This window comes from Streptomyces diacarni, from assembly GCF_003323715.1.
Taxonomy (GTDB): Bacteria; Actinomycetota; Actinomycetes; order Streptomycetales; family Streptomycetaceae; genus Streptomyces; species Streptomyces diacarni.
Genome location: NZ_QOIN01000055.1, coordinates 80,237 through 101,333, shown reverse-complemented (window position 1 = coordinate 101,333; position 21,097 = coordinate 80,237). Strand labels below are relative to the sequence as shown.

The 21,097-nt window shown below is 72.8% G+C and carries 17 protein-coding genes; 7 read left to right on the top strand and 10 right to left on the bottom strand.

The window, feature by feature from the left end:
* Positions 1-15: 15 nt before the first annotated feature.
* From DTL70_RS27730 to DTL70_RS27705, 6 genes are all read right to left on the bottom strand, one after another.
* Positions 16-2,373 (bottom strand): serine/threonine-protein kinase, encoded by a 2,358-nt coding sequence (locus tag DTL70_RS27730; RefSeq protein WP_114024748.1) that lies wholly within the window; start codon positions 2,371-2,373, stop codon positions 16-18.
* Between the two features lie 179 nt (positions 2,374-2,552).
* A complete protein-coding gene (locus tag DTL70_RS27725) occupies positions 2,553-3,743 on the bottom strand; it encodes an acyl-CoA dehydrogenase family protein (RefSeq protein WP_114024747.1) in 1,191 nt (396 codons plus the stop codon).
* A 292-nt stretch (positions 3,744-4,035) separates the two neighbouring features.
* Positions 4,036-4,623, bottom strand: coding sequence for a hypothetical protein (locus DTL70_RS27720; protein WP_147266827.1), 588 nt, complete (start codon positions 4,621-4,623; stop codon positions 4,036-4,038).
* Positions 4,624-4,819: 196 nt separating this feature from the next.
* The gene (locus tag DTL70_RS27715; protein ID WP_114024745.1) at positions 4,820-5,233 is read right to left on the bottom strand and encodes a hypothetical protein; all 414 of its coding nucleotides are present in this window, start codon (positions 5,231-5,233) and stop codon (positions 4,820-4,822) included.
* Positions 5,230-7,044: a hypothetical protein gene (locus DTL70_RS27710; protein WP_114024744.1), complete on the bottom strand. Its 1,815-nt coding sequence runs from the start codon at positions 7,042-7,044 to the stop codon at positions 5,230-5,232. Before DTL70_RS27710 ends, DTL70_RS27715 begins: the two co-directional genes overlap by 4 nt.
* 202 nt (positions 7,045-7,246) lie before the next feature.
* Entirely contained in the window at positions 7,247-8,605 is a 1,359-nt protein-coding gene (locus DTL70_RS27705; RefSeq protein WP_114024743.1) for an amidohydrolase, read from the bottom strand.
* Between the two features lie 116 nt (positions 8,606-8,721).
* Here DTL70_RS27705 and DTL70_RS27700 point away from each other — a divergent pair, with 116 nt between their 5' ends.
* From DTL70_RS27700 to DTL70_RS27690, 3 genes are all read left to right on the top strand, one after another.
* Complete coding sequence (locus tag DTL70_RS27700; RefSeq protein WP_114024742.1) at positions 8,722-9,459, top strand: YoaK family protein; 738 nt, start codon at positions 8,722-8,724, stop codon at positions 9,457-9,459.
* 227 nt (positions 9,460-9,686) lie between these two features.
* Positions 9,687-9,881, top strand: a complete 195-nt coding sequence (locus tag DTL70_RS27695) for a hypothetical protein (protein WP_114015052.1) — start codon at positions 9,687-9,689, stop codon at positions 9,879-9,881.
* Positions 9,882-10,027: 146 nt separating this feature from the next.
* Positions 10,028-11,614 carry a hypothetical protein gene (locus DTL70_RS27690; protein ID WP_245979873.1) on the top strand — a complete coding sequence of 529 codons (1,587 nt, stop codon included), beginning with the start codon at positions 10,028-10,030 and terminating at the stop codon, positions 11,612-11,614.
* Here DTL70_RS27690 and yczR read toward each other — a convergent pair.
* On the bottom strand, positions 11,602-13,200 hold the full coding sequence (gene yczR, locus DTL70_RS27685) for a MocR-like transcription factor YczR (protein ID WP_114024741.1): 1,599 nt from the start codon (positions 13,198-13,200) through the stop codon (positions 11,602-11,604). The two genes, DTL70_RS27690 and yczR, sit on opposite strands and share 13 nt — an antisense overlap.
* Before the next feature lie 99 nt (positions 13,201-13,299).
* Here yczR and yczE point away from each other — a divergent pair, with 99 nt between their 5' ends.
* From yczE to DTL70_RS27665, 4 genes are all read left to right on the top strand, one after another.
* Complete coding sequence (gene yczE / locus DTL70_RS27680) at positions 13,300-14,094, top strand: membrane protein YczE (RefSeq protein ID WP_245979863.1); 795 nt, start codon at positions 13,300-13,302, stop codon at positions 14,092-14,094.
* Positions 14,091-14,891, top strand: coding sequence for a glycerophosphodiester phosphodiesterase family protein (locus tag DTL70_RS27675; RefSeq protein WP_114024740.1), 801 nt, complete (start codon positions 14,091-14,093; stop codon positions 14,889-14,891). The genes yczE and DTL70_RS27675 overlap by 4 nt, the downstream gene beginning before the upstream one ends.
* Before the next feature lie 423 nt (positions 14,892-15,314).
* Entirely contained in the window at positions 15,315-16,703 is a 1,389-nt protein-coding gene (locus DTL70_RS27670; RefSeq protein WP_245979861.1) for an MFS transporter, read from the top strand.
* A gap of 322 nt (positions 16,704-17,025) precedes the next feature.
* Positions 17,026-17,412 (top strand): RNA polymerase-binding protein RbpA, encoded by a 387-nt coding sequence (locus DTL70_RS27665; RefSeq protein ID WP_114015047.1) that lies wholly within the window; start codon positions 17,026-17,028, stop codon positions 17,410-17,412.
* A gap of 155 nt (positions 17,413-17,567) precedes the next feature.
* On the opposite strand, the gene fxsA is transcribed toward DTL70_RS27665, so the two are convergent.
* From fxsA to lnt, 3 genes are read right to left on the bottom strand one after another with little or no spacing between them, the layout of a single operon-like run.
* A complete protein-coding gene (fxsA, locus tag DTL70_RS27660) occupies positions 17,568-18,302 on the bottom strand; it encodes an FxsA family membrane protein (protein ID WP_114024739.1) in 735 nt (244 codons plus the stop codon).
* A gap of 35 nt (positions 18,303-18,337) precedes the next feature.
* Positions 18,338-19,105, bottom strand: a complete 768-nt coding sequence (locus DTL70_RS27655) for a polyprenol monophosphomannose synthase (RefSeq protein ID WP_114024738.1) — start codon at positions 19,103-19,105, stop codon at positions 18,338-18,340.
* On the bottom strand, positions 19,102-21,003 hold the full coding sequence (gene lnt / locus DTL70_RS27650; RefSeq protein ID WP_114024737.1) for an apolipoprotein N-acyltransferase: 1,902 nt from the start codon (positions 21,001-21,003) through the stop codon (positions 19,102-19,104). Before lnt ends, DTL70_RS27655 begins: the two co-directional genes overlap by 4 nt.
* Between the last annotated feature and the right edge of the window lie 94 nt (positions 21,004-21,097).

The following is a 21,097-nucleotide window of genomic DNA, read 5'->3' as shown; positions in this document are numbered from 1 at the left end:
GCCCTCCGTGCTCCCTCACGACTGGAGTGCCAGCGCCCGGTAGACCCGCGCGGCCTCCTCGCCGCGGCCCAGCCGCTCCAGACAGTGCGCCTCCTCGTTCCTGCCGGCCAGCGTCTCGGGATCGGCGGGACCCAGCACACGGTGGCGCAGTGAGGTCACGTGCCGGTACACGTCCAGCGCCTCCTCCCAGCGGCCGAGGCAGCCGAGTGCGGCGCCCAGTCCGCTCAGGGCCCGCAGGGTCGCCGGGGCGGCCGGGCCGCTCACCCTGGTCCGCGCCGCGACCAGGTCGCGGCTCAGCTCCACGGCCTCGGTGGCACGGCCGAGCCGACGCAGACAGCCGGCGCTCTCCTCGCGGGCCGACAGCGTGTGCGGGTGCTCGTCCCCGAAGATCCGGGCACGGTCCAGCGCCACACCGCGGCACACCTCCCAGGCCTCCTCCCAGCGGCCGAGCCGGCCCAGCGCGTGACCGGCCGCCAACCGGCTGGTGAGCGTGTCGGGGTGGCACGCGCCGAGCAGATCGTGCCGCTCGGCGGCGACCGCGGCGTGCGCCTCGTACGCCTCTTCCCAACAGCCGAGGCGCCCCAGGCTCTCCCCTGCGCTGTGCCTGCTCGCCAGGACGGCGAGCAACGCGGGGCGCGCACCAGCGGGCAGGTGCGCGCCGCCGGGCGGTTGGGCACCGCCCGGCGGGAAGGCACCACCCGGCGGGAAGGCGGCATCGGACGGGTCGACTGCCCCAGGCGGGCGAACGCTGCCGGACGGTCGGGCGCCACCGGGCAGGTCGGCGCTGCTGGACGGTTGAGCGCCACCGAACGGGCGGGCACCGCCGGGCAGGTGAGCACCGTCAGACGGGTGGGCGCCGTCAGACGGGTGGGTGGCATGGGGCGGGTGGGTCGGCTCGGGTGGGTGGAGGGCGGGGCGGCGCGGGGTGGCAGAGTCCGGCGCGAGGTGGCGGGGGTCGGCGGGTGCGGCACCGCTGCTCGCGCCGGGCGTACGGGGCTGGACGGTGAGCCCGCGAGGCTCCGCGGACAGCGCGCGAGGGCCGCCCCCGCTCACCGCAAAGGCCGCCGCCAACGCCACGTCGGTGGTCGGGGGCCCAGCGGCGCCGCCGCCTGTCCACTGCCCGGAGAGTCCGCTCGGTTCTGCCCTGATCCACGGCGGTGTCCGTCGCGCGAGCAGACCGTGGGCCGGCAGCCCACCGCCCATGCCGCGGGCCCACCCGGGCATCCACAGGGAGGCGGCTTCCCCGGGGCCGGGCGCCGGGCCGGGGGCCGGCCCTTTCGCGGCGGCCTCGCCGTCCCGCGCGTCGTCCGTGCCCAAGCCCCCCGGCCACCGGCCGTCTCGCACTGCCGCGTCCTCCCACACCGCCAGGCCCTCCCGCGCCGCCGCGCCGCCCCATTCCGCAGGCTCGCCCGCGGCCTGGCCCGCGGAGACCGCCGCACTGACGGGGATCGCCCGGCCCGCGGAGTCCGCCGGCCCCATGGGCCCCACGTAACCCGCCGGTCCTGCGGACCAGGCGGGGAGGCACGCCCTGGCGGCCGCGAGTCGCGCCGACAGGTCCGCGGCGTCGTCCGGCCTCTCCTCCGGCGCCTTGGACAGCAGCCACAGGACGGCCTCCTCCAGCGGTGCCGGCAGCTCCGGGCGGTGGCTGCGGGGCGGCTCGGGCGGCGCGTCGCGGTGGCCGACCAGGACGGACCAGGCGTCTCCTCCTGTGAAGGGCGGCGCGCCGGTGGCCAGTTCGTACAGGACGCACCCGAACGAGTAGAGATCGCTGCGGTGGTCGACCGCGGTTCCGGCGATCTGTTCGGGCGACATGTAGTGCGGGGTGCCCATGGCGATGCCGGTGCCGGTCAACTTGGCGGTGAAGCCGATGTCGTGGGCCAGGCGTGCGATGCCGAAGTCGCAGATCTTGACGGTGCCGTCCGCCGTGCGCATGACGTTCGCCGGCTTCAGATCGCGGTGCACGACACCCTGCGCGTGGGTGTAGGCCAGGGCCGCCGAGACCTGCTCGGCGACATCGAGGACCTCGGGCACCGGCAGCGGCTGCCGCTTGCCCTCCTCCAGCAGCTGGCTGAGGTTGCGCCCCTCCAGCAGCTCCATGACCAGGTAGAGCAGGCCCTCGTCGTCACCGAAGTCGTGCACCACCGTGACGCCTTGGTGCTGCAGCGAGGCCGCGACGCGCGCCTCGCGCCGGAAGCGCTCGCGCACCACGCGCAGGAACGCGGCGTCCCCGCGCTGTGCCAGTGGTTTGAGGCACTTGACCGCCACTCTCCTGCCCAGCGACTCGTCGTGCGCCCGCCACACTTCCCCCATACCGCCGCGCCCGATGAGCTCGAGCAGCCGGTAACGGTCATGGATCAGGGTGCTTGGAACCATCCCCGTCTCGCCCCCGTCGTCACGTCCTGGTGCGCGTTCCTCCCTCTCTGCCCAGTATGGCTGCCTCGTTCCTGCCCGTGTATGCCATCTGCGGACAGGGTGTACGCCTTTGACTGGTTCGGCGCGCTAGTGACGTGTTCGTACACCGAACGGACCGCACGGGTGGACCGTACGGACGTTCAGCGCCGCACCCGCGGCATGCCGAGACCGATCCAGGAGATGATTTCGCGCTGGATCTCGTTGTTTCCGCCGCCGAAGGTGAAGATGACGGCGCTGCGGTAGCCGCGCTCCAGCTCCCCGCCGAGCACCGCGCCCGCCGATCCCTCCTTGAGCGGCCCCGCCGCGCCGACGACCTCCATCAGCCAGGCATAGGCGTCACGGCGCGCCTCGCTGCCGTAGACCTTCACGGCCGAGGCGTCGTGCGGGGTGAGCGCGCCCTTGTCGAGCGCGTCCACCATCTGCCAGTTGAGCAGTTTCATCGCGTCCAGGCGGGCGTGCGCGCGGGCCAGGCGGGTGCGGACCCAGCCCAGGTCGATGACGCGGCGGCCGTCGGCGAGCGTGGTCCGCCGCGCCCAGCGCCGGGTGTCGGCCAGTGCGCGCACTGCCATGGTGCCGTGTGCGGCCAGCGTGACGCGCTCGTGGTTGAGCTGGGTGGTGATCAGCCGCCAGCCGCCGTTCTCCTCCCCGACGCGGCGGCTCGCCGGCACCCGCACGTTCTCGTAGTGGCTCGCCGTGGTGTCGTGGGAGGCGAGCGTGGTGATGACGGTGCACGAGTAGCCGGGGTCGCTGGTCGGCACGAGCAGCAGGGTGATGCCCTTGTGCGGCTTGGCGTGGGGATCGGTGCGCACCGCGAGCCACACCCAGTCGGCGGTGTCCCCGTTCGTGGTCCAGATCTTCTGCCCGTTGACGAGGTAGTGCCCGCTTTCGGTGTCGCCCTCGCGTACGGCGCGGGTGGTGAGGGAGGCCAGGTCGGTGCCGGCCTCGGGTTCGCTGTAGCCGATGGCGAAGTCGAGCTCGCCCGCCAGGATGCGGGGCAGGAAGTATGCCTTCTGTTCGTCGGTGCCGTAGCGCATGAGGGTCGGGCCGACGGTGTTGAGCGCCATCAGCGGCAGCGGGACACCCGCCTGCGCCGCCTCGTCGAAGAAGACGAACTGTTCGACGGCGCTCATCCCCCGGCCGCCGTACTCGCGCGGCCATCCCACGCCCAGCCATCCGTCCCTGCCCAGTTGCCGCACGGTGCGGCGGTAGAACTCCTTCTGGGCGGCCGGCTCGGCGTAGCGCGCGTGCGCGTCCTCGGGCACGAGCCGCGTGAAGTACTCGCGCAGTTGTGCGCGCAGCTCCTGCTGTTCCGCTGTGTAGTCCAGATACACGGCCCCTCCGCTCCACGACGGGTCCCCGTAGCGGCGCACAGAGTAGAACGCGTTTCACCACAAGGGAATGACCGCGTGGGCGCGAAGGCCCGTCGCCGTCCCTTTCACCGGTCCTCCCTCACCTCGTTTGCACGGGCCGGAGGGGGCGAGAGTGGGTTCGTCGGTGCCGCGAAAGGCCCTCTGGGGACATGTCCTCTCCCACGGCGGCAGCGCACGCCGTCCCGGGCGATGACCGACAGCTCAACGCACGGCCCGGGGCCAGCCCTTCGGGACGCGCCGCCGGGCGCGGCCCTCAGTCGGTGCTCCGGAAGGTGGTTACGGCACGGTGGGCCACCTGTCTGGTCGCCTCGGCTGCGTCGGGTGGCCCGTAGGCGATGACCGCGTAGCGCTTGTCGTTCGTGGCGAAGCGGTGGTCCACGGCGAGTTGTTCGCCGAACTTCTGATGGATGTAGGTGAACTCGCGCATGGCGGTCCCGGGACCTACCCGGTAGGCGTTCTGGTGGTATGCGGTGAGGGTTTTTCTGCCGCGCTGCGAAGCGGCATGCAGCGAGGCGGCGAGGGTTTGTTCGGGCACCTTGAAGATGATGACGCGGTTTGCTCTTCCAGCCGGCGCTTCGTAGCTGACCCTGTCCGGCTCACGGAACGCGTCGAAGCGTTTCCAGCCTCGTGGCACCTCGGTGCGGGAGCCGTCCGGGCCCGCGACGGCGCCGGTTTCGGGACCTTCCGGGCCTTGGGGGCTTCCCGGGGCCGCATCGTCCTCATCGGACGATCCGGGGGACTGCGACGCGTCCGGTCCCGGCTGCCCGCTGTGCGTCGCGGGCGGCTGGGACTGTCCGTCGCCGTGGCCGTCACGGACGTGTCCGGCCCACAGCCCGGCCATGGCCCCTCCGCAGAACGCGAGGACAACCGCCAACTGTGCCGCCTCCGGCCATCGTTGCGAGGAACGCCGCCGGACCGGCCAGCGCGAGATCTCGCGCCCGAGAGGTTCCTGCGGCGAGTCCAGGCCCCGGGACGGCGGAATGTCGTCCTCGACCACCCATCGCTGGCTCTCCGGGTCGTAGCGCACCCCGTGCGCCTCAGCCGAGGACTCGTTCGATGGCCTGGACCACCGGCAGAGCCGAAGAGAGCCCCGCAACGGCCGTCGTACCCACTTCCAGGTAAGCGCGGAGCCGCTCGAGGCTTGAGGCGGGCGGGGTCCCCGAGCGGTCGATGTCGGCTCTGATGGTCTCGATCTCGGAGCGCACTCCGGCCGTCTCCTCCGTGGGCGTCAGCAGTCGCAGGTGTTCGTTCAGCATGGCCAGGGCCGCGACCAGTTCCCGTGTGACGTCCTCGCTCGGAGAACCGACCGGCGCCGCCCGGTGCACGGCCCGCCCGTGCGAACCCGTCGCGACGGCGCCTCCGGTCATGGTGCCGATGTGCACGTCCCCACCGCCGGCGCGCGTTTCATCGTGTCGACCCGCCGGCTGGTCCGACTGTTCGTGCTGGCTCACTGCGCGACCCTCCTGTCCTTGGCGGCGTTTGCGGCGGCACTGCGCGCACGGCCCCTCTCGCCGGTGGCGACCGCACCCCCGGTCACCTGGCCGAGCGCGGTACCCCCGTTCATCTCACCGATGAACAGACCGCCCTCTCCTACGTTGACGATCTGCTGCTCGAACCTGTCCGTCCGGTAACCCCGCTGTTCCAGGGCGTCTCTGACACCTGAGGCGATACGGTCCTGAACGGTCTTCACGTACCGGCTCACGTCCATCTCCTGGAAGAGCGAGGAGACCGCCGCACTACCCATTTCACGCACGGATTTGACGGGTGCGCCCGGCGTCGCGTGTTCCGGCTCGAGCAGCCAGGTCCGCAACACCATGACAACGGTCCACAGCGCCGAGATGCCGGTGGCCGGAGCTACGCTCGGGGCGGCGAAGACGGACCGGACGAGTTCGCTCGGCCAGTCACGTGCGGCCATCGACGTGCTCGGTCCGAGAGTCAGTGCCCGCAACACGGTGCGTGGAACGTCCCGTACCGCCCCGGAGCGGGCAGCGACCGCGTCGACCTCCGCGAAGTCCTCTCTGATCGGCCCGAGCACATGCGGGGCGACCTCCAGGATCAGCATCCCGCCCTGGGTGTGCACCCGTACGAAGACGGTGACGACGATCTGCTCGTCCCAGGCACCGACTCTGATGCGCAGGAAGTGGCGGCGGGCTTCCGCACCTTCGTTCACCGCATCGTCCAGGTGCTGTTGCAGCTGCTCGGGCCAGAAGACCACGTCGCTGCTTCGGGGCACACCGGCGGGCAGGTAGACGAATTCCTGGACCTCCAGGTCCTTGAGCCGGTCCCGGCCGGTACGGGCAGCCGCAGCACGGAGCGATGCGAGACGCGGTGTGATGAGGTCGATGACGTGCCGTGGCGTGAGGGCCGAATCGGTGCCCGTGCTCTGCGTGGGAAGGGCGCGCTCGCCTTCGCCGACGGCGCCGTGTTCTCCCGAGTGCTGCAGTTCCAGGGCCAGGGACCAGGGCTGGTGCGGTGTGCCTGCACCGATGAAGGGGAGTTGCGGGTTGTAGACCGATCCGGGCGCGTGCTGTTCGCGCAGGATGAAGCGCCGCAGCCTGCGGTAGCGCGCGGTGTCGGGCAGCCGGACTCCACGGCTCTCCTCGTGCCGGTGGGCAAAGGTCTCCCGGCTCAGTTCGGACCGCAGGATCCGGGTCACCCGCACCCGGTGGGCCCAGACCACGCAGGCGATCAGCAGCGGGCAGACCACGGCAACGGGGCCTCCTCGCCAGAGAATCAGCGCGGAGAACCAGTAGACGGCGCCATGCGCCCAGGACAGCAAGGTGAGGGCGATGCCGAACACCCTCCGCATGAGGCCCAGCTTCCGGAATCCGGAGAGCAGGGGCGCTCCCATGTAACTCGCGAGCGGCAGGCCGGATACGTAGCGGGCCAGCAGCATGCCCAGGCACACCACGGCATACCAACAGGCCCACGGTGAGTACTCGTTCACCGCCGCGAACAGGCCGAACGGCAGGAACGCCTGGAAGGCGTCCGGGACGGAGAGCAGCGGTTCCCTGTCCGCGGTCAAGAAGACGGCCCAGGCCGTCAGGAGCGCGACCGCCGCTACGGCTTCCAGACGACGTGCGCGCAACGCGTGTCCGAGAACGGGCAGGACATCGACCCCCAGGGAGGGAGCGACCGTTCGCTCCTCGTGCGCCACGAGTTCGTCGACGACCTGCCTGCGGAAGTCGGGGCTCAGGTAGCTGCCCGCGCACAGCAGCCGGGTGGCCTCGCTCCGGGTGTGGCGCGGCGGCGATGTGTCCATGAACCCCCCGTTGTCGGCCTCAACCGGAAGATTCTCCCGTTGAGGAATCTTTGACCGTAGTCGATGCCGATGACAGCGGGAAACGGCTGGTCCGGTGATTTCAGCCAACCAGGGCCCATGAGCGTGCTCTGCTGACGCCTCCGTCGCAAGGAGACACGTCCGATGGCCGATGGTTATGCCGTCCACTGGTCACAAGGACGGGTCAGCTGCCCTTCGGCCGCGGGGCCAGCCAGGCCAGGGAGGCGGTGACCAGGGCGCGGACGCCCATGTCGAGGGTGGGCTGGACGACCGGCGCGAAGCGGGAGCTGTGGTTGCTGGGGATGTCCCTGTCGACGGTCCCGGCGCGCTCGGCCTTGCGGTAGGTGTCGGGGTCGATGCCGCCGAGGCCCCAGTAGCTGGACGGGCACCCGAGGCCTGCGGGGAGTTCGCCGAAGTCCTCGCTGGCCGGGACGAGGCCGACCGTCAGCGCCCGGTCCCGCCCGAAGGACGCCTCGAACGCGGTGGCGATCCGGTTGGTCGCCTCCTCGTCGTTGTCGGTGACGGAGAATTCGCTCAGGGTTTCGAACTCCGGGTCGCGGTCCGCGCCGGAGGCGGCGCACTCGCTGGTCACGATCCTGCGGACGGCGGTCAGGATGCGGGTGCGTGCCTCTTCGTCGAACGAGCGGATGTTCAGCTGGAGCTCGGCGGTGTCCGGGATGATGTTGGGCCCGCTGCCCGCCCTGATCGAACCGACGGTGACCACTGCGGGCGTGGTGGCGGAGATCTCGCGCGCCACGACGGTCTGGAGGCGGATGACCACCATGGCGGCCAACACCACCGGGTCGATCGCGCGTTCGGGCATGGAGCCGTGCGCGCCCCGCCCGTGCAGGGTGACGCGGAGGCTGTCCGAGGCGGCCATCATGACGCCGGACCTGGTGAGGACGGATCCGGCGGGCGCGGGCAGCACGTGCTGGCCCAGCGCCACGTCGGGGCGCGGAATCCGCTGGGCGAGACCGTCGTCGACCATCGCCCTCGCCCCCGAACCGTTCTCCTCGTTCGGCTGGAAGAGCACGACCAGCGTGCCCTGCCAGGCGTCGGTGCCGGCAGCCAGCAGCCGGGCCGCGCCCAGCAGACAGGTGACGTGCACGTCGTGGCCGCACGCGTGCATCACCGGATGCTCGACGCCGTCGCTGTCGGTGCCGGTCGCGGCGGAGGCGTAGGGCAGGCCCGTCTGTTCGCGCACGGGCAGCGCGTCCATGTCCGCGCGCAGCAGGACGGTCGGCCCTTCACCGTTGTGCAGCACGCCGATGACGCCCGTCTGCCCGACCTCCTCGGTGACCTCGTAGTCCCACTCGTTCAGCGCCTGGGCGACGTGGCCCGCCGTGCGGTGCTCCTGGAATCCGAGTTCCGGGTGCTGGTGCAGGTCCTTGTAGAAACTCTCCAGGCTCTCGCGGATGTCCCCGAGCCCGGACAGTACGGCTTCGGCGGCCGAGGCCGTCACCGTGTCGGTGGAGTCGGTGGAGCCGGAGCCGGCGGACCCGGAGGAGCCGCCGGACGCGGTCGTGGCGCTGGCGTCGGTCATGGGAGGGGCCTTTCCGTGAGGGATGTGCCCCGGGGGGCGTCGGGGCGGGCGTGGGGGTGTTGGCTGCGCGGCGGTTCGGCGGCCGGGGCGGCAGGGGCGCGGCCTACCGTGACGGGATGGCCGAGAGCATGAACGCCCGTGCGCAGTGTTCGGTGCTGTTCCTGGCAGCGGCGTCCGGCTCCGTCGACGCGCTGGCGCTGACCGCACTCGGCCACGTGTTCGCAGGCGTGATGACAGGCAATCTCGTGCTGATGGGGGTCACCGCGGGCAGCGGCGGCGCACGCGGACTGCCCGCCGCGCTCGCCCTCGCCGGGTACGTGGTGGGCACCGTGCTGGCCGCCAGGGTGTGCCGCGGTGCGGACACCGGCACCCGGCCCGGCGGCTGGCCGCAGCGGGTGGTGGGGTGCCTGTGGCTGGAGGTGCTGCTGCTGGGCGGGTTCGCCGGGGTGGCGGCCGCCTCGGGCGGCGCGCCCGAGGGAGAGTGGCGGACGGTGCTGCTGGTGACGGCGGCGACGGCGATGGGCCTCCAGTCCTCGGCCATGCTCGCGGGCGGCTCCATGGCGGCGCCGAGCACGTACTTCACCGGCACGCTCACCGCCCTGTTCGCCCAACTGCCCGCGGGCGGCCCGCCGCCCAGTACCTGGGCCGGACTCCGGCTGGTCGCCGTCGTGGGAGGCGGGGCGGCCGCCTCCGGTCTGCGGATCGTGGCGGCGCCCGCGGCCTTCGCGTGTCCTGCTGTGCTGCTTCTGGCGGCGCTGGCCTGCCAGCGGGCCGGCGCGGGCGGCACCGCCTTGCCGGCGGCACGGGCAGGCTCGCACTGGTCGGCCGAAGGACGGCGGGGCCGCCAGGGGTAACGGGGGTGACGGGGCGAAGGCCAGCGGTCGGGTCCGGTCCCGGTGCCCGCTTCGGCGGGCGGTGCGCGGTGTGCCACGAGAAGGGGGTTCCACCGTGAGCCCGGCAGCGACACGACCCGTTCAGGGGCGTTAGGCAGTAAATCACCCAAATGCGAGTTTCCTACCAAGCACACGATCTGTGAAGCTGGTGAAACTCATGGTGACCGTCCCCTACATCAGGAGTACTGGTGATTCTCTCGATCTCGGGTGTCGTGCTGCTGGGCCTGATCGTCTTCCTGTTCTTCCGGAAGGACAATCTCAAGGTCTCCCACGCGCTGGTGTGCGCCCTCTTCGGCTTCTACATCGCGGGCACCGCGATGGCACCCGGCATCAAAGCGGGAGGTGAAAGCCTGGCGAGCCTCCTCGGCGGCATCAAGTTCTAGTCGTCGGCGCGGGTCCGCAGCCGACGCGGCGGACCCGCGGCGAGCAGGCCAGGGAGGAGCTGGGCGTGGGCCGGTGGGCGAGGACGCCGAAGACGCCGAAGACGCTGAAGGTGGCGAAAACGCCGCACCCGCTGAAACCGCCGAAGATGCGGCCGCTGTCGTGGCGCGGCGCACGCGGTGCACGCGGGGCCGGGCGGGGCGCGGCGCGGGCGGGGATCGACGGGGTCCTCGACGTGCTGCACCCCGTGTTGGTGCTCTGCCGCGGGGTGCGGTACCTCGCGGTCCGCGGCAGAGCCTGGTGGGACCGCACGCCGGGGGAACGGCGCGGTCCCGCGCTGTTCGTCGTCGCGGCGTGCGGTGCCCTGGTGTGGGTGCTGCCCTTCGGTCCCGTGCTGGCGGCGCTGGGCCTGCTGGCCGCCGCCGGGTGGTACGGGAGGGAGGGCGCGGCGAGACCCGCCGCGCGCACGGGACCCAGCGGCGAGGAGCGCGCGCGCCTTAGGGCGCTCTACGAGGCGCTGGTGCCCTACTTCGCGCCGGCGGAGGATTCGCACCACGAGCCGCTGTACGTCCCCGGGGGCGCGTGGGAGCGCGTCTTCGAGGAGTTCGCGTTCCGCGACGGGCGGATCAGCGACCTGCTGCTGAGCTACCCGGCCGCGTTCCTCGACGGCGAGCCCGAGGAGCGGCTGCGGGTCGAGCGGGTGCTGGCGGCCAAGACCGGCCGGGGGCGCGAGTACCGCTTCAGCTGGGATCAGGAGGGCAACCGGCTGGAGATGGCGGCACTCGCACCGCTGCCCTGCGGCGTACTGGCGCGGCCGGTCGTCACGGCGCCCGGCGAGACGGTGCTCGGCTTCACGGACGGCTACGAGGTCCGGCGCACCGTTCCCGTGCACTTCCTGGGCGCGGCCGCCCCCTTCGACGTGCCGCCCGTGGTGTGGCGCACCGGGCACCGCGCGACGGAACCGCACCTGCTGGCCGTGGGAACGCCGGGGGCCGGGACGAGTTCGCTGCTGCGCTCGCTCGCGCTCCAGGCGCTGCACCGGGGCGAGGTGCTGTTCGTCGACGGCGACGGGGGCGGCGAGTTCTCCTGTTTCGCGGCGCGCCACGGGGTGCTGGGCGTGGAGTCGACGCTGCCCGGCGCGCTGTCCGCGCTGGAGTGGGCGGCACGGGAGACCGAGCGGCGGTTGCTGGTGACCAGCAGGGCCCGGCAGCGCGGTGAGCCGGTGCCCGAGGAGGTCAGGCAGCCGCTGTGGATCGTGCTGGACCGGCCCGCGGCGCTCAGCCATCTCGCGGACGCCGAGGGAAGGATCGACCCGCAGCAGCTGCTGCGGGTTCCGCTGCGGCACGGCCGCGCCGCCGGCGTGACCGTCGTGGTGGCGGAGCAGTTCGACGATCTGGACATGCTCACGGACACCGTTTTCGCGCACACCAGGGCCAGGGTGGTGCTCGGTCCCGTGTCGCCCGGGCAGGCGGGGGCCGTGCTCGGTGAGGCGCCGCAGACCGGTGCGGGAGCGCACGTGGCGGGCGGCCGGGGGTTCGCCAGGCTGGGCCAGGGACCGGTGCTGCGGCTCCAGGTGCCCGCCACCCCCGACCCGTTGGACGAGACGGTGGGCGAGCCCGAACGGCTGGCGGTCGGCGAGTTGCTGCCGGCGTCCGTACACGAGCCCTCTTCGGGCGGGGGCGCGGCGGCCACCGCGTTCCGGGTCGCGCCTCCGAGGGAGGGTCAGGCCACGTAGGAGCGGGGCAGGTCGGAGGGGGTGGGGGCACCGGAGCGTACGAGGTCGGCGGCGGCCGCGAGCCGTCCCGCTGCTTCCCGGGCGAGCGGCTCGGCGATGGTGAACGGGAGCCGGACGAACCCCTCGAAGGCGCCGTCCACACCGAACCGCGGGCCCGACGGCACGCGCACGCCCAGCTGTTCGCCCGCCTCGGCGATCCGGGACCCGGACAGGCCACCGGTGCGCACCCACAGGGTGAGGCCGCCGTGCGGCACGGTGAACTCCCAGTCGGGCAGCAGGTCGCGCACGGCGGCGGTGAGCGCCTCGCGGTTCTCCCTGGCCCGCTCGCGGCGGAGCGTGACGGCCTGTTCCCAGCCGTCGCCCGACAGCAGTTCGCTGACGGCGAGCTGTTCCAGGACGGGGCTGCCCAGGTCGGCGTAGGCGCGGGCCGCGGTGAGGCTCCGGATCACCTCGGGTGCGGCGCGGATCCAGCCGATGCGCAGCCCGGCCCAGATGGACTTGCTGACGGAGCCGACGGTGATGACGGTCGAGCCGCCCGGGTCGTAGGCCGCCATCGGCGGGGGCATCTCCAGTCCCGGGGACCCGGTGGCGGGGATGCCGGTGGCCCCCGGCGGTCCGAGCGGCAGTTCGGCCATGGTCTCGTCGGCGATGAGGACCGTGCCCGAGGCGCGGGCCGCGCCGATCAGTTCGCGGCGCTGCTCCGCGTCGGCCAGGGCGCCCGTCGGGTTGTGGAAGTCCGCGACGACGTACCCGAGCCGGGGCGCGGCCTCGCGCAGGGTGCGGTGCCAGGCGGGCAGGTCCCATCCGGCGAGCCGGTCGGCCATGGGTACGGGGACGAGGCGGCCGCCGGTCTCGCGCAGCAGTTGCAGGATGTTGGCGTAGGAAGGGTGTTCGACGGCGATGCGCTCCCCGTGCGGCACCAGCAGCCGGGCCAGGGCGGCCACACCGCCCATGGCGCCTGTGGTGACCATGATCTGCTGCGGCATGGTGGGTACGCCCAGCGCCGTGTAGCGCGCGGCGACCGTCTCCCTCAGCACGGGCAGCCCCGCCGGGTAGTCGCCGTGGGTGTGCGCGTAGGGGGCCAGGGCCGGCAGTGCCCGCTGGAACGCCTCGCTCATGTACGGCTCGGGGGCGGGCAGCGCGGCGCAGCCCAGGTCGATGACGGTGCCCTCGTTCTCCGGCGGGAGGGGGTCGAGTCCACGGGTGGGCAGCGGCTTGCCCGCCGGCACGGTGGTCCAACTGCCGGATCCGCGGCGCGATGCGAGGAATCCGTCAGTGCGCAGCGCCTCGAAGGCCGCGGCGACGGTGGTACGGCTCACCGACAGCGCGGACGCGAGTTCCCGCTCGGCGGGCAGCCGGGTCGCGACGGGGATACGGCCCTCCAGGACGAGCAGCCGCAGTCCGTCGGCCAGGGAACGGTAAGCGGGCACCTTGCGCGCCGCGCCGGCGGCGCTCCCGCCCGCAAGCACGCTTCCCGGAGCGAGCAGGTCCCTCGCCGCTCCCTGCGCCTCGCGCCGCACCGAGTGCTGCGAGCCCAGGAGCCGTGCGAGCTGCACGGCGCCCACCGCGGAGTTCCAGTGCGCCATCTCTTCGGTCCACCTCTCCGAGATTGGCCATAGAAATGGCCTGCTTCCATGCCACAGAGTGCCACGAGACGATCCACCGGCACGAGATAGGGGTAGGTCTTGTCCACATCGAGAGGTTCCGGCAGTCCCGGCGGTTCCATCAGGCGTCTGCCCCGTCGGCTCGTCCAGCTGTACGTGGGTCTCGTGCTGTACGGGGCGAGCGCGGCACTGATGGTCCGCGCGGAGCTGGGACTGGACCCGTGGGACGTCTTCCACCAGGGAGTGTCCGAGCACACGGGCCTGTCCATCGGCACCGTCTCGATCGTCGTCGGGGCGCTGGTGCTGCTGTTGTGGTGGCCGCTGCGGGAGCGCCCCGGACTGGGCACGGTCTCCAACGTCTTCCTGGTCGGCCTGTCGATGGACGCCACCTTGTGGCTGCTGCCGCACGCGGACGCGCTCGCCTTCCGGATCGGACTGCTGGTCGCCGGTGTGGTGCTGAACGGCGCCGCGACCGGCCTCTACATCTCGGCCCGCTTCGGCCCGGGGCCCCGTGACGGGCTGATGACGGGGCTGCACAAGGTCACGGGCCGCTCCATCCGGCTCGTGCGGACGGGGATCGAGGTGGCGGTGCTGATCAGCGGCATCCTGCTGGGCGGCGCCTTCGGCGTGGGGACGGTGCTGTACGCGCTGGCCATCGGCCCGCTCGCCCAGTTCTTCCTCCGCGTCTTCGCCCTGCCCGAGCAGCGGGGCACCGGGGGCACCGGTGTGGAGGGCGCCGCGGGCTCGGGCGCAGAGAGTGCCACAGTCTCCGGCGCGGAGAGCACGGACAGCACGGAGACCACGAAGGGTACTCAGGGCGCCTCCCGGGTGGTGGCCCGTGGCGGCCGCCAGCGGCGCGCGATACTGCGGCGGTGACGAACGTACGACCGACGCACGGCCGTTCCCCCGGCCCCGCGCATCCCTTCCTGGCCCACCCGACGCCGCTGGCCTTCGCGCACCGGGGCGGTGCCGCCTCGGGCCTGGAGAACACCCACGCGGCCTTCGCCCGCGCCGCCGAGCTCGGCTACCGCTACATGGAGACCGACGTCCACACCACCGCCGACGGCGCCCTGGTGGCCTTCCACGACGCGACGCTGGACCGCACGACGGACGCCGGCGGCCCGATCGCCGGGCTGAGCCTGGCCGAGGTGCGCAGGGCCCGGGTGGCGGGCCGGGAGCCGATACCGCTCTTCGCCGACCTGCTGCGCTCGCTGCCCCGCGTGCGCTGGAACATCGACGTCAAGGCCGCGGAGGCGCTCGTCCCCCTGCTGGAGTTGCTGGAGCGCGAGGACGCCTGGGACCGGGTGTGCGTCGGCTCGTTCGACGAGGCGCGGGTCGCCAGGGCGCGGGCGCTGGCCGGCCCGCGGCTGCTGACCTCGCTGGGCACCGGCGGGGTCCTGGCCCTGCGGATGCGCGCCTACCGCCTGCCCTGGCGGCTGCCGAGAGGTGCCGGATGCGCACAGGTGCCCGAGCGGCACGGCCGGATACGGGTCGTGGACCGCGCCTTCGTACGGGCGGCGCACGCGCGCGGGCTCCAGGTGCACGTGTGGACGGTCAACGACCGCGCACGCGCCGAGGCGCTGCTGGACCTGGGCGTCGACGGCATCATGACCGACCAGTTGGAGATGGTGCGCGAGGTGTTCACCGAGCGCGGCGTCTGGCCGCGGGACTGAACGGGCAGGCGGCCCCGGACGTCCGGCCGGGCGGTCCGGGTACCGGAGGCCCGGCCGGGAGGGCGGCCCTCAGCCGACGGCGCGGCCGAGGAAGCCCCCGACGGCCCGCGCGCATCGGCAGCGCTGGTTGCCAGGAAGCCCGCCACCAGGCGCTCGGGGGCCCGGCGAAGGCGCGCTACGGGGCGGCTCAACGGCACGGGAATCAGCGGCTATCAGCAGGTCCCCGGGAGGGAGGCGGGCCCGCGAGGGCGTGCGGGCGCCGCTCAGCCTGCCGGACGCCCGGGCGGGAGCTCGGGGGCTTTCCCGTCGCCGGAGCGGCGGACTGTAGTCTCCCCGCACCGGTTTCGAAGATCGTCGGACGATCAGCACAGGATCGCCCGTCGATCGGCACGGGCCGTGAAGCGGGGTACGGGGAGGAACGGAATGGGCGCGGTCACGGCACAGGCACCACAGGGCGAAGGCGACGCGGAGCCCGGCGCGTTCGGCGACATACGGGAGCGGCGGCGCGAGCAGCGCGGCTGGTACTTCTACGACTGGGCCAACTCCGTCTTCTCCACCAGCGTACTCACCGTCTTCCTCGGCCCGTACCTGACCGAGGTGACCAAGGCGGCGGCGGACGCGGACGGGTACGTGCACCCGCTGGGCATCCCGGTGCGCGCCGGCTCCTTCTTCCCGTACGCGGTCTCGGCCTCCGTGCTGCTGTCGGTGCTGGTGATGCCGCTGGCCGCCGCGTTCGCCGACCGCACAGGACGCAAGAAGCCGCTGCTGGGGGCCGCGGCCTACCTGGGCGCCGGGGCGACGACGGGCATGTACTTCCTGGACGGCGACCGCTATCTGCTCGGCGGTGTGCTGCTGGTGGTCGCCAACGTCAGTTTCGCCGTCTCGGTCGTGCTCTACCACGCCTTCCTGCCGCAGATCGCGCCGCCCGAGGAGCGCGACGCGGTCTCCTCGCGCGGCTGGGCGTTCGGCTACGGCTCCGGGGCGCTCGTGCTGGTGGCGAACCTGGGCCTGTTCCTGGGCCACGACGCGCTGGGCGTGGCCGAGTCGGTGGCCGTCCGGATCTGCCTGGCCTCGGCGGGCCTGTGGTGGGCCGTCTTCACCGTCGTACCGCTGCTGCGCCTGCGGGAGCGGCCCGTCGCCGCACGGCACGGGGCGGGGCGTGCTCCTTTCGGGCAGGGGTTCCGCCAGTTGGCCGGAACGCTGAGGCAGTTGCGCCGCTACCCGCTGACCCTGCTCTTCCTGCTGGCGTACCTGCTCTACAACGACGGCATCCAGACCGTGATCACCCAGGCGTCGGTCTACGGCTCGGAGGGCCTGGGCCTGGACCAGACGACGCTCATCGGCGCCATCCTGCTGGTGCAGGTGCTCGCCGTGGCGGGCGCCCTGCTGCTGGGCAGGCTCGCGGCCCGGTACGGCGCCAAGCGCACCATCCTGGGCTCGCTCGTGGCCTGGACGGTGACGGTGGCCGCGGGCTACTTCCTGCCCCGCGAGGAGCCGGTGTGGTTCTATGCGCTGGCGGTGGGCATCGGTCTCGTGCTGGGCGGCAGCCAGGCGCTGTCCCGCTCCCTCTTCTCGCACCTGGTGCCCGCGGGCAGGGAGGCGGAGTACTTCGCGCTGTACGAGATCAGCGACCGCGGTACCAGCTGGCTGGGGCCGCTGGTGTTCGGTCTCGCCTTCCAGCTGACGGGCGACTACCGGTACGCGATCCTGTCGCTGGTGGTCTTCTTCGTCCTCGGTTTCGTCCTGCTGGCGCGGGTACCCGTCCGGCGCGCGGCGGCGGCCGTGGGCAACGTCGCACCGGGCCGGATTTAGACCTGATTTAGACCTAGGGGTGCCGGGCCGGTAGTGTACGCCCTTGGCCCACCGGACTGACCCGTTACTGCGTGCAGAAGAGATGCGAACAGTGGGTGACATCTCCTGTCATTTGTGACAAACCGGTCATCGGCGGGTACCGCAGATCAACGAAGCGGCGGCACGAGGAGCAGCGGCGTGCGGCCCCTCCGTCACGAGTGGAGGTACGTGACGGGTGGGTGATCTCCCCACGCGGGAATCTTCACCGGCGGCCGGACGTTGACCGGATGACGACGACAGCGACACCTGTCCTGTGGGCGACCAGCCCGGGAGGCACGAATTCATGAGTGAGCGAGCTCTTCGCGGCACGCGACTCGTGGTGACCAGCTACGAGACCGACCGCGGTATCGACCTGGCTCCGCGCCAGGCCGTGGAGTACGCATGCCAGAACGGACATCGATTCGAGATGCCGTTCTCGGTAGAGGCCGAGATTCCGTCCGAGTGGGAGTGCAAGGTGTGCGGCGCACAGGCTCTCCTGGTCGACGGCGAGGGTCCCGAGGAGAAAAAGAGCAAGCCCGCGCGTACGCACTGGGACATGCTCATGGAGCGGCGCACCCGCGAGGAGCTCGAGGAGGTCCTCGCCGAGCGGCTCGCCGTGCTGCGTTCGGGCACCATGAACCTCGCGGTGCACCCCCGTGACGACAGCGGGAACAAGCGCAAGTCCGCCTGACCCGCGTCGGCCAAGGCGCCGAGTACACGACGAGAGGGCCCGGCCCACGCGAGCACAGCGTGGGCGGGCCCTCTCGTGCGTCCCGGCCGCGTGGACCGCTCTCGTACGTCCGTCCGGTCCGGACCTGTGCGCCCGGACCGGTCACGGCACGGAGCTCAGCGCCCCCGCTCGCCGCCGCGCCCGCGCTCCGCGTCACGGCCCTGTCCCCCGCCGCGCTCCTGTGGCTCGTCGTCGTGGACGACCTCGCCCTGGACGACCTTGCCGTCGGGGCGGTGCATGCGCGCCTGCTGCTCGGCCGCCCGTGCCTGCTGGTAGGTGTCGCCGAGGCCGCCCGGCGGGAAACCGCTGCGCCGCTCCAGGAACCGCTCGGTGGTGCCGCGCAGCAGCTTGGCGGTCGGCGGGAAGAGGCACAGCAGTCCGGCCACGTCCGTCAGCAGGCCCGGAATCATCAGCAGCAGACCGCCCAGCATGGCCGTGCCGTTGCCACCGCGGCCGTGCGCCCCAATCTTCTCGTCGGGGGACGTGCCGTCGGGCCGGCCACCGGCCCTGGCCTGGTCCTGGGCGCGCTGCACCGTCTCGGCGAGGTTGTTCCAGGCGCGGCGGCCCGCTCGCTTGATCACGGCCGACCCCAGCACCAGGCCCGCGACCAGCACCAGGAACACGGTGAACCCGCCGGCCGCCTCCCCCACCAGGACCAGCAGCCAGATCTCCAGCACGATCCACGCCGCGACGGCCAGCGGAACCAGCGTCCGGGCACGGGAACGGGGCGGCCTGGGCGGCGGGGTGCCACCGGAACCGGAGCCGGGACCGTCCCCTCGCCCCGGACCGCCGCCTCCACCGCCCGAGTCCTGTCCTGAGGGCCCGTACGGAAAGGGTGCGCGCGTCGTCATGTCTCCAGTGTGCCTGGCGGCGCGTAGGGAAGGGGTCAGTGCTCCTTGCGGTGGGTGACCTTCTTGACCCGGTCCTCGACGCCCCACGCCGCGATCCGCCACAGGGCTTCCGCCATGATGTCCCGGCTCATCTTCGAGTCGCCGCGTTCCCGCTCGACGAAGGTGATCGGCACCTCCACCACGTGGTAGCCGGCGTGCACGGTGCGCCGGGTGAGGTCGACCTGGAAGCAGTAGCCCTGGGAGGTGATGGCGTCCATGTCGATGCCCTCCAGCGTCTCCCTGCGGAAGGCGCGGAAGCCCGCCGTCACGTCCCGCACGTCCACGTCCAGGAGCAGCCGCGAGTAGGTGCTGGCGCCCCGGGAGAGGAACTCGCGGGACTTGGGCCAGTTGACGATGCGGCCGCCGGGCACCCAGCGGGACCCGATGACCAGGTCGGCGCCGCTCAGCGCGGTCAGCAGCCGGGGCAGCTCCTCGGGCGGGTGGGAGCCGTCGGCGTCCATCTCGACCAGCACGCCGTAGCCGGCCTCGATGCCCCAGCGGAAGCCCGCCAGATAGGCGGCTCCCAGGCCCTCCTTGCCCTTGCGGTGCAGCACGTGCACGTGGGCGTCCTCGGCGGCGATCTCGTCGGCGATCTTGCCGGTGCCGTCCGGGCTGTTGTCGTCGGCGACGAGGATGTGCGCCTCGGGCACGGCCTCCCGCACCCGGGAGACGACGGGTCCCAGGTTGTCGGCCTCGTTGTAGGTCGGAATGATGACCAGGGCTGTGCCGAGGGGGCCGTACCGCCGCTGTCCGCCGTCCTTCACTGGTGCTGCCCCTCCGTTTGAGCCTGTCGGTCGTGCTGATCGTGGTCGGTGCCCTGCGGTGCTTCCCCCTGCCCGTCGGCACCCGCGGCGGCCGTGGTCGGGGCCGCCCCGGCGCGGGCACCGCGCTTTCTGCGGCCGAGGAGCCAGGCCCCGGCGCAGGCGAGCACGCCCACGATAGCGATCGCCCACTCGGGAGCCGCACCGACGCGGTCGGCGACGGTGAGATCGTCGCGCAGCGGGAGCGTCCCGGTGAGCACGTCCTGGGTGAACTCCTGCGTGCGCTGCGTGACGGTGCCGTCGGGCGCGACGATGGCGCTGATGCCGCTGGTCGCCGCCGTCACCACGGCGCGCCCGTGCTCGATGGCGCGCAGCTTGGACATCACCAGCTGCTGCTCGGGCTGGCCTGTGTTGCCGTAGGTGGCGTTGTTGGTCTGGACGACGAGTGCGCGGGCGCCGTCCTTGACGGTGTCCCGGGGAATCTCGTCGTAGGCGACCTCGAAGCAGATGACGTCGCCCAGCCGGGCGGGTCCCGTCTGGAGCACCCCGGTGTGGTCACCCGGGTAGAAGTCCCTGGGGATCTGCTGGAGGCGGGTGATGACCTTGCTGAGCTGGTCGCGGAAGGGCACGTACTCGCCGAACGGCACCGGGTGCTGCTTGGTGTAGGAGGCCCCTGGTCCCTTCTCCGGGTCCCAGACGATGCCCTGGTTCTCGACGTAGCCCTGCTTGGTGGGGTGGTCGACGAGAGCCCCGACGAGGACGGGAACGCCGACGGCCTTGACGGCCTCGTCGATGCGGTCGCCCGCCTCGGGGTATGTGTAGGGGTCGAGGTCGGAGGAGTTCTCCGGCCAGATCACCAGGTCCGGCTTCGGCTCCTTGCCCTGCTTGATCCGCTCGGCGAGGTCGAGGGTGGCCTCGACGTGGTTGTTGAGGATCTGCATGGGCCGGCCGAGGAAGTCCATGCCCGGCTGCTGCACGTTGCCCTGGACGACGGCGATGCGGGCCGTGTCGGCGGCCTGGGTCGGTACCGGCACGGCGAACCCGGCGAGGGTGACGGCCGCCGCGAGGGCGAGGGCACCGAGCCCGGTGACGTAGGCGCGTGGGGTGCGGGCGGCGCGGGCGGGGGCCCGGCGCAGCCGCCAGGCGGTGAGCGCGGTGGCCGCCAGCAGGGTCCCTGTCAGCGCGACCGCGAAGGTGACGAGGGGGGCGCCGCCGAGTGCGGCCAGCGGGGTGAAGGGCGATCCGGTGTTCGCGAAGGCGAGACGTCCCCAGGGGAAGCCCCCGAACGGGAGGCGGTCGCGCAGGAACTCCTCGGTCACCCACAGGCAGGCCCCCCACAGCGGCCAGGCCGGCAGCCGCGAGGTGAGCGCGAGCCCGGCGCCGAGGCCGAGCACGAACAGGCCCTGCAGGAAGGCGAGCCCGATCACCGCGTCCCAGCCGACGACGTGCAGCCACTTGAGCAGGACGAGGAAGAAGGGCCAGCCGAACGCCAGCCCCGACCACGCGCCCTGGCGGCCGGTCCGGCCCCGGGTGAGCAGGCTCAGCGCGGCGACGGCCACCAGGGAGAGCGGCCACAGGTCGTACGGCGGGAACGCCAGCGCGAGCGCCACCCCGCTGAGGGCCGCCAGCGCCGTGCGGCGCCACTCCCGCCGTGCCAGCGCCGCCAGCCGCCGCAGTCTGCCGGGGCGTTCGGGCCTTCCGGGCCCTTCGGAGTCCGGCGGAACGTCACTGCGCGCGGCGTGCTCTTCCGCCGGCGCGGTCGCACTCTCCTCGGCGGGCTGCGGCTCGGCGGGTGCCGCGCTGACGCCCTCGGGCGCGCTGCGGGGCGCGGCGGGTTTCGCCGTGCGCTCCCGGGAGCCGTCCGGGGAGGAGGCGGGGGTGGTGTCGGGGCCCGATGCCAAGGTCGCGGCCTTCCTAGCAGGTCGTGCGGTGCGGGTCGTGCGGTGCGGTGGTGAGGTGACCGTACAACGCGCGGGGGCCGCCAGGGGGCCCGGG

What these genes read in the sequence shown, in the direction of transcription:
- DTL70_RS27705 (WP_114024743.1), bottom strand. Translation starts at nt 8,605, where the DNA reads ATGACCGACGCCAGCGCCACGACCGCGTCCGGCGGCTCCTCCGGGTCC.
- DTL70_RS27670 (WP_245979861.1), top strand. Translation starts at nt 15,315, where the DNA reads ATGGGCGCGGTCACGGCACAGGCACCACAGGGCGAAGGCGACGCGGAG.
- DTL70_RS27720 (WP_147266827.1), bottom strand. Translation starts at nt 4,623, where the DNA reads ATGGCCGGGCTGTGGGCCGGACACGTCCGTGACGGCCACGGCGACGGA.
- DTL70_RS27700 (WP_114024742.1), top strand. Translation starts at nt 8,722, where the DNA reads ATGGCCGAGAGCATGAACGCCCGTGCGCAGTGTTCGGTGCTGTTCCTG.
- fxsA (WP_114024739.1), bottom strand. Translation starts at nt 18,302, where the DNA reads ATGACGACGCGCGCACCCTTTCCGTACGGGCCCTCAGGACAGGACTCG.
- DTL70_RS27690 (WP_245979873.1), top strand. Translation starts at nt 10,028, where the DNA reads ATGCGGCCGCTGTCGTGGCGCGGCGCACGCGGTGCACGCGGGGCCGGG.
- yczR (WP_114024741.1), bottom strand. Translation starts at nt 13,200, where the DNA reads ATGGCGCACTGGAACTCCGCGGTGGGCGCCGTGCAGCTCGCACGGCTC.
- DTL70_RS27710 (WP_114024744.1), bottom strand. Translation starts at nt 7,044, where the DNA reads ATGGACACATCGCCGCCGCGCCACACCCGGAGCGAGGCCACCCGGCTG.
- DTL70_RS27730 (WP_114024748.1), bottom strand. Translation starts at nt 2,373, where the DNA reads ATGGTTCCAAGCACCCTGATCCATGACCGTTACCGGCTGCTCGAGCTC.
- DTL70_RS27665 (WP_114015047.1), top strand. Translation starts at nt 17,026, where the DNA reads ATGAGTGAGCGAGCTCTTCGCGGCACGCGACTCGTGGTGACCAGCTAC.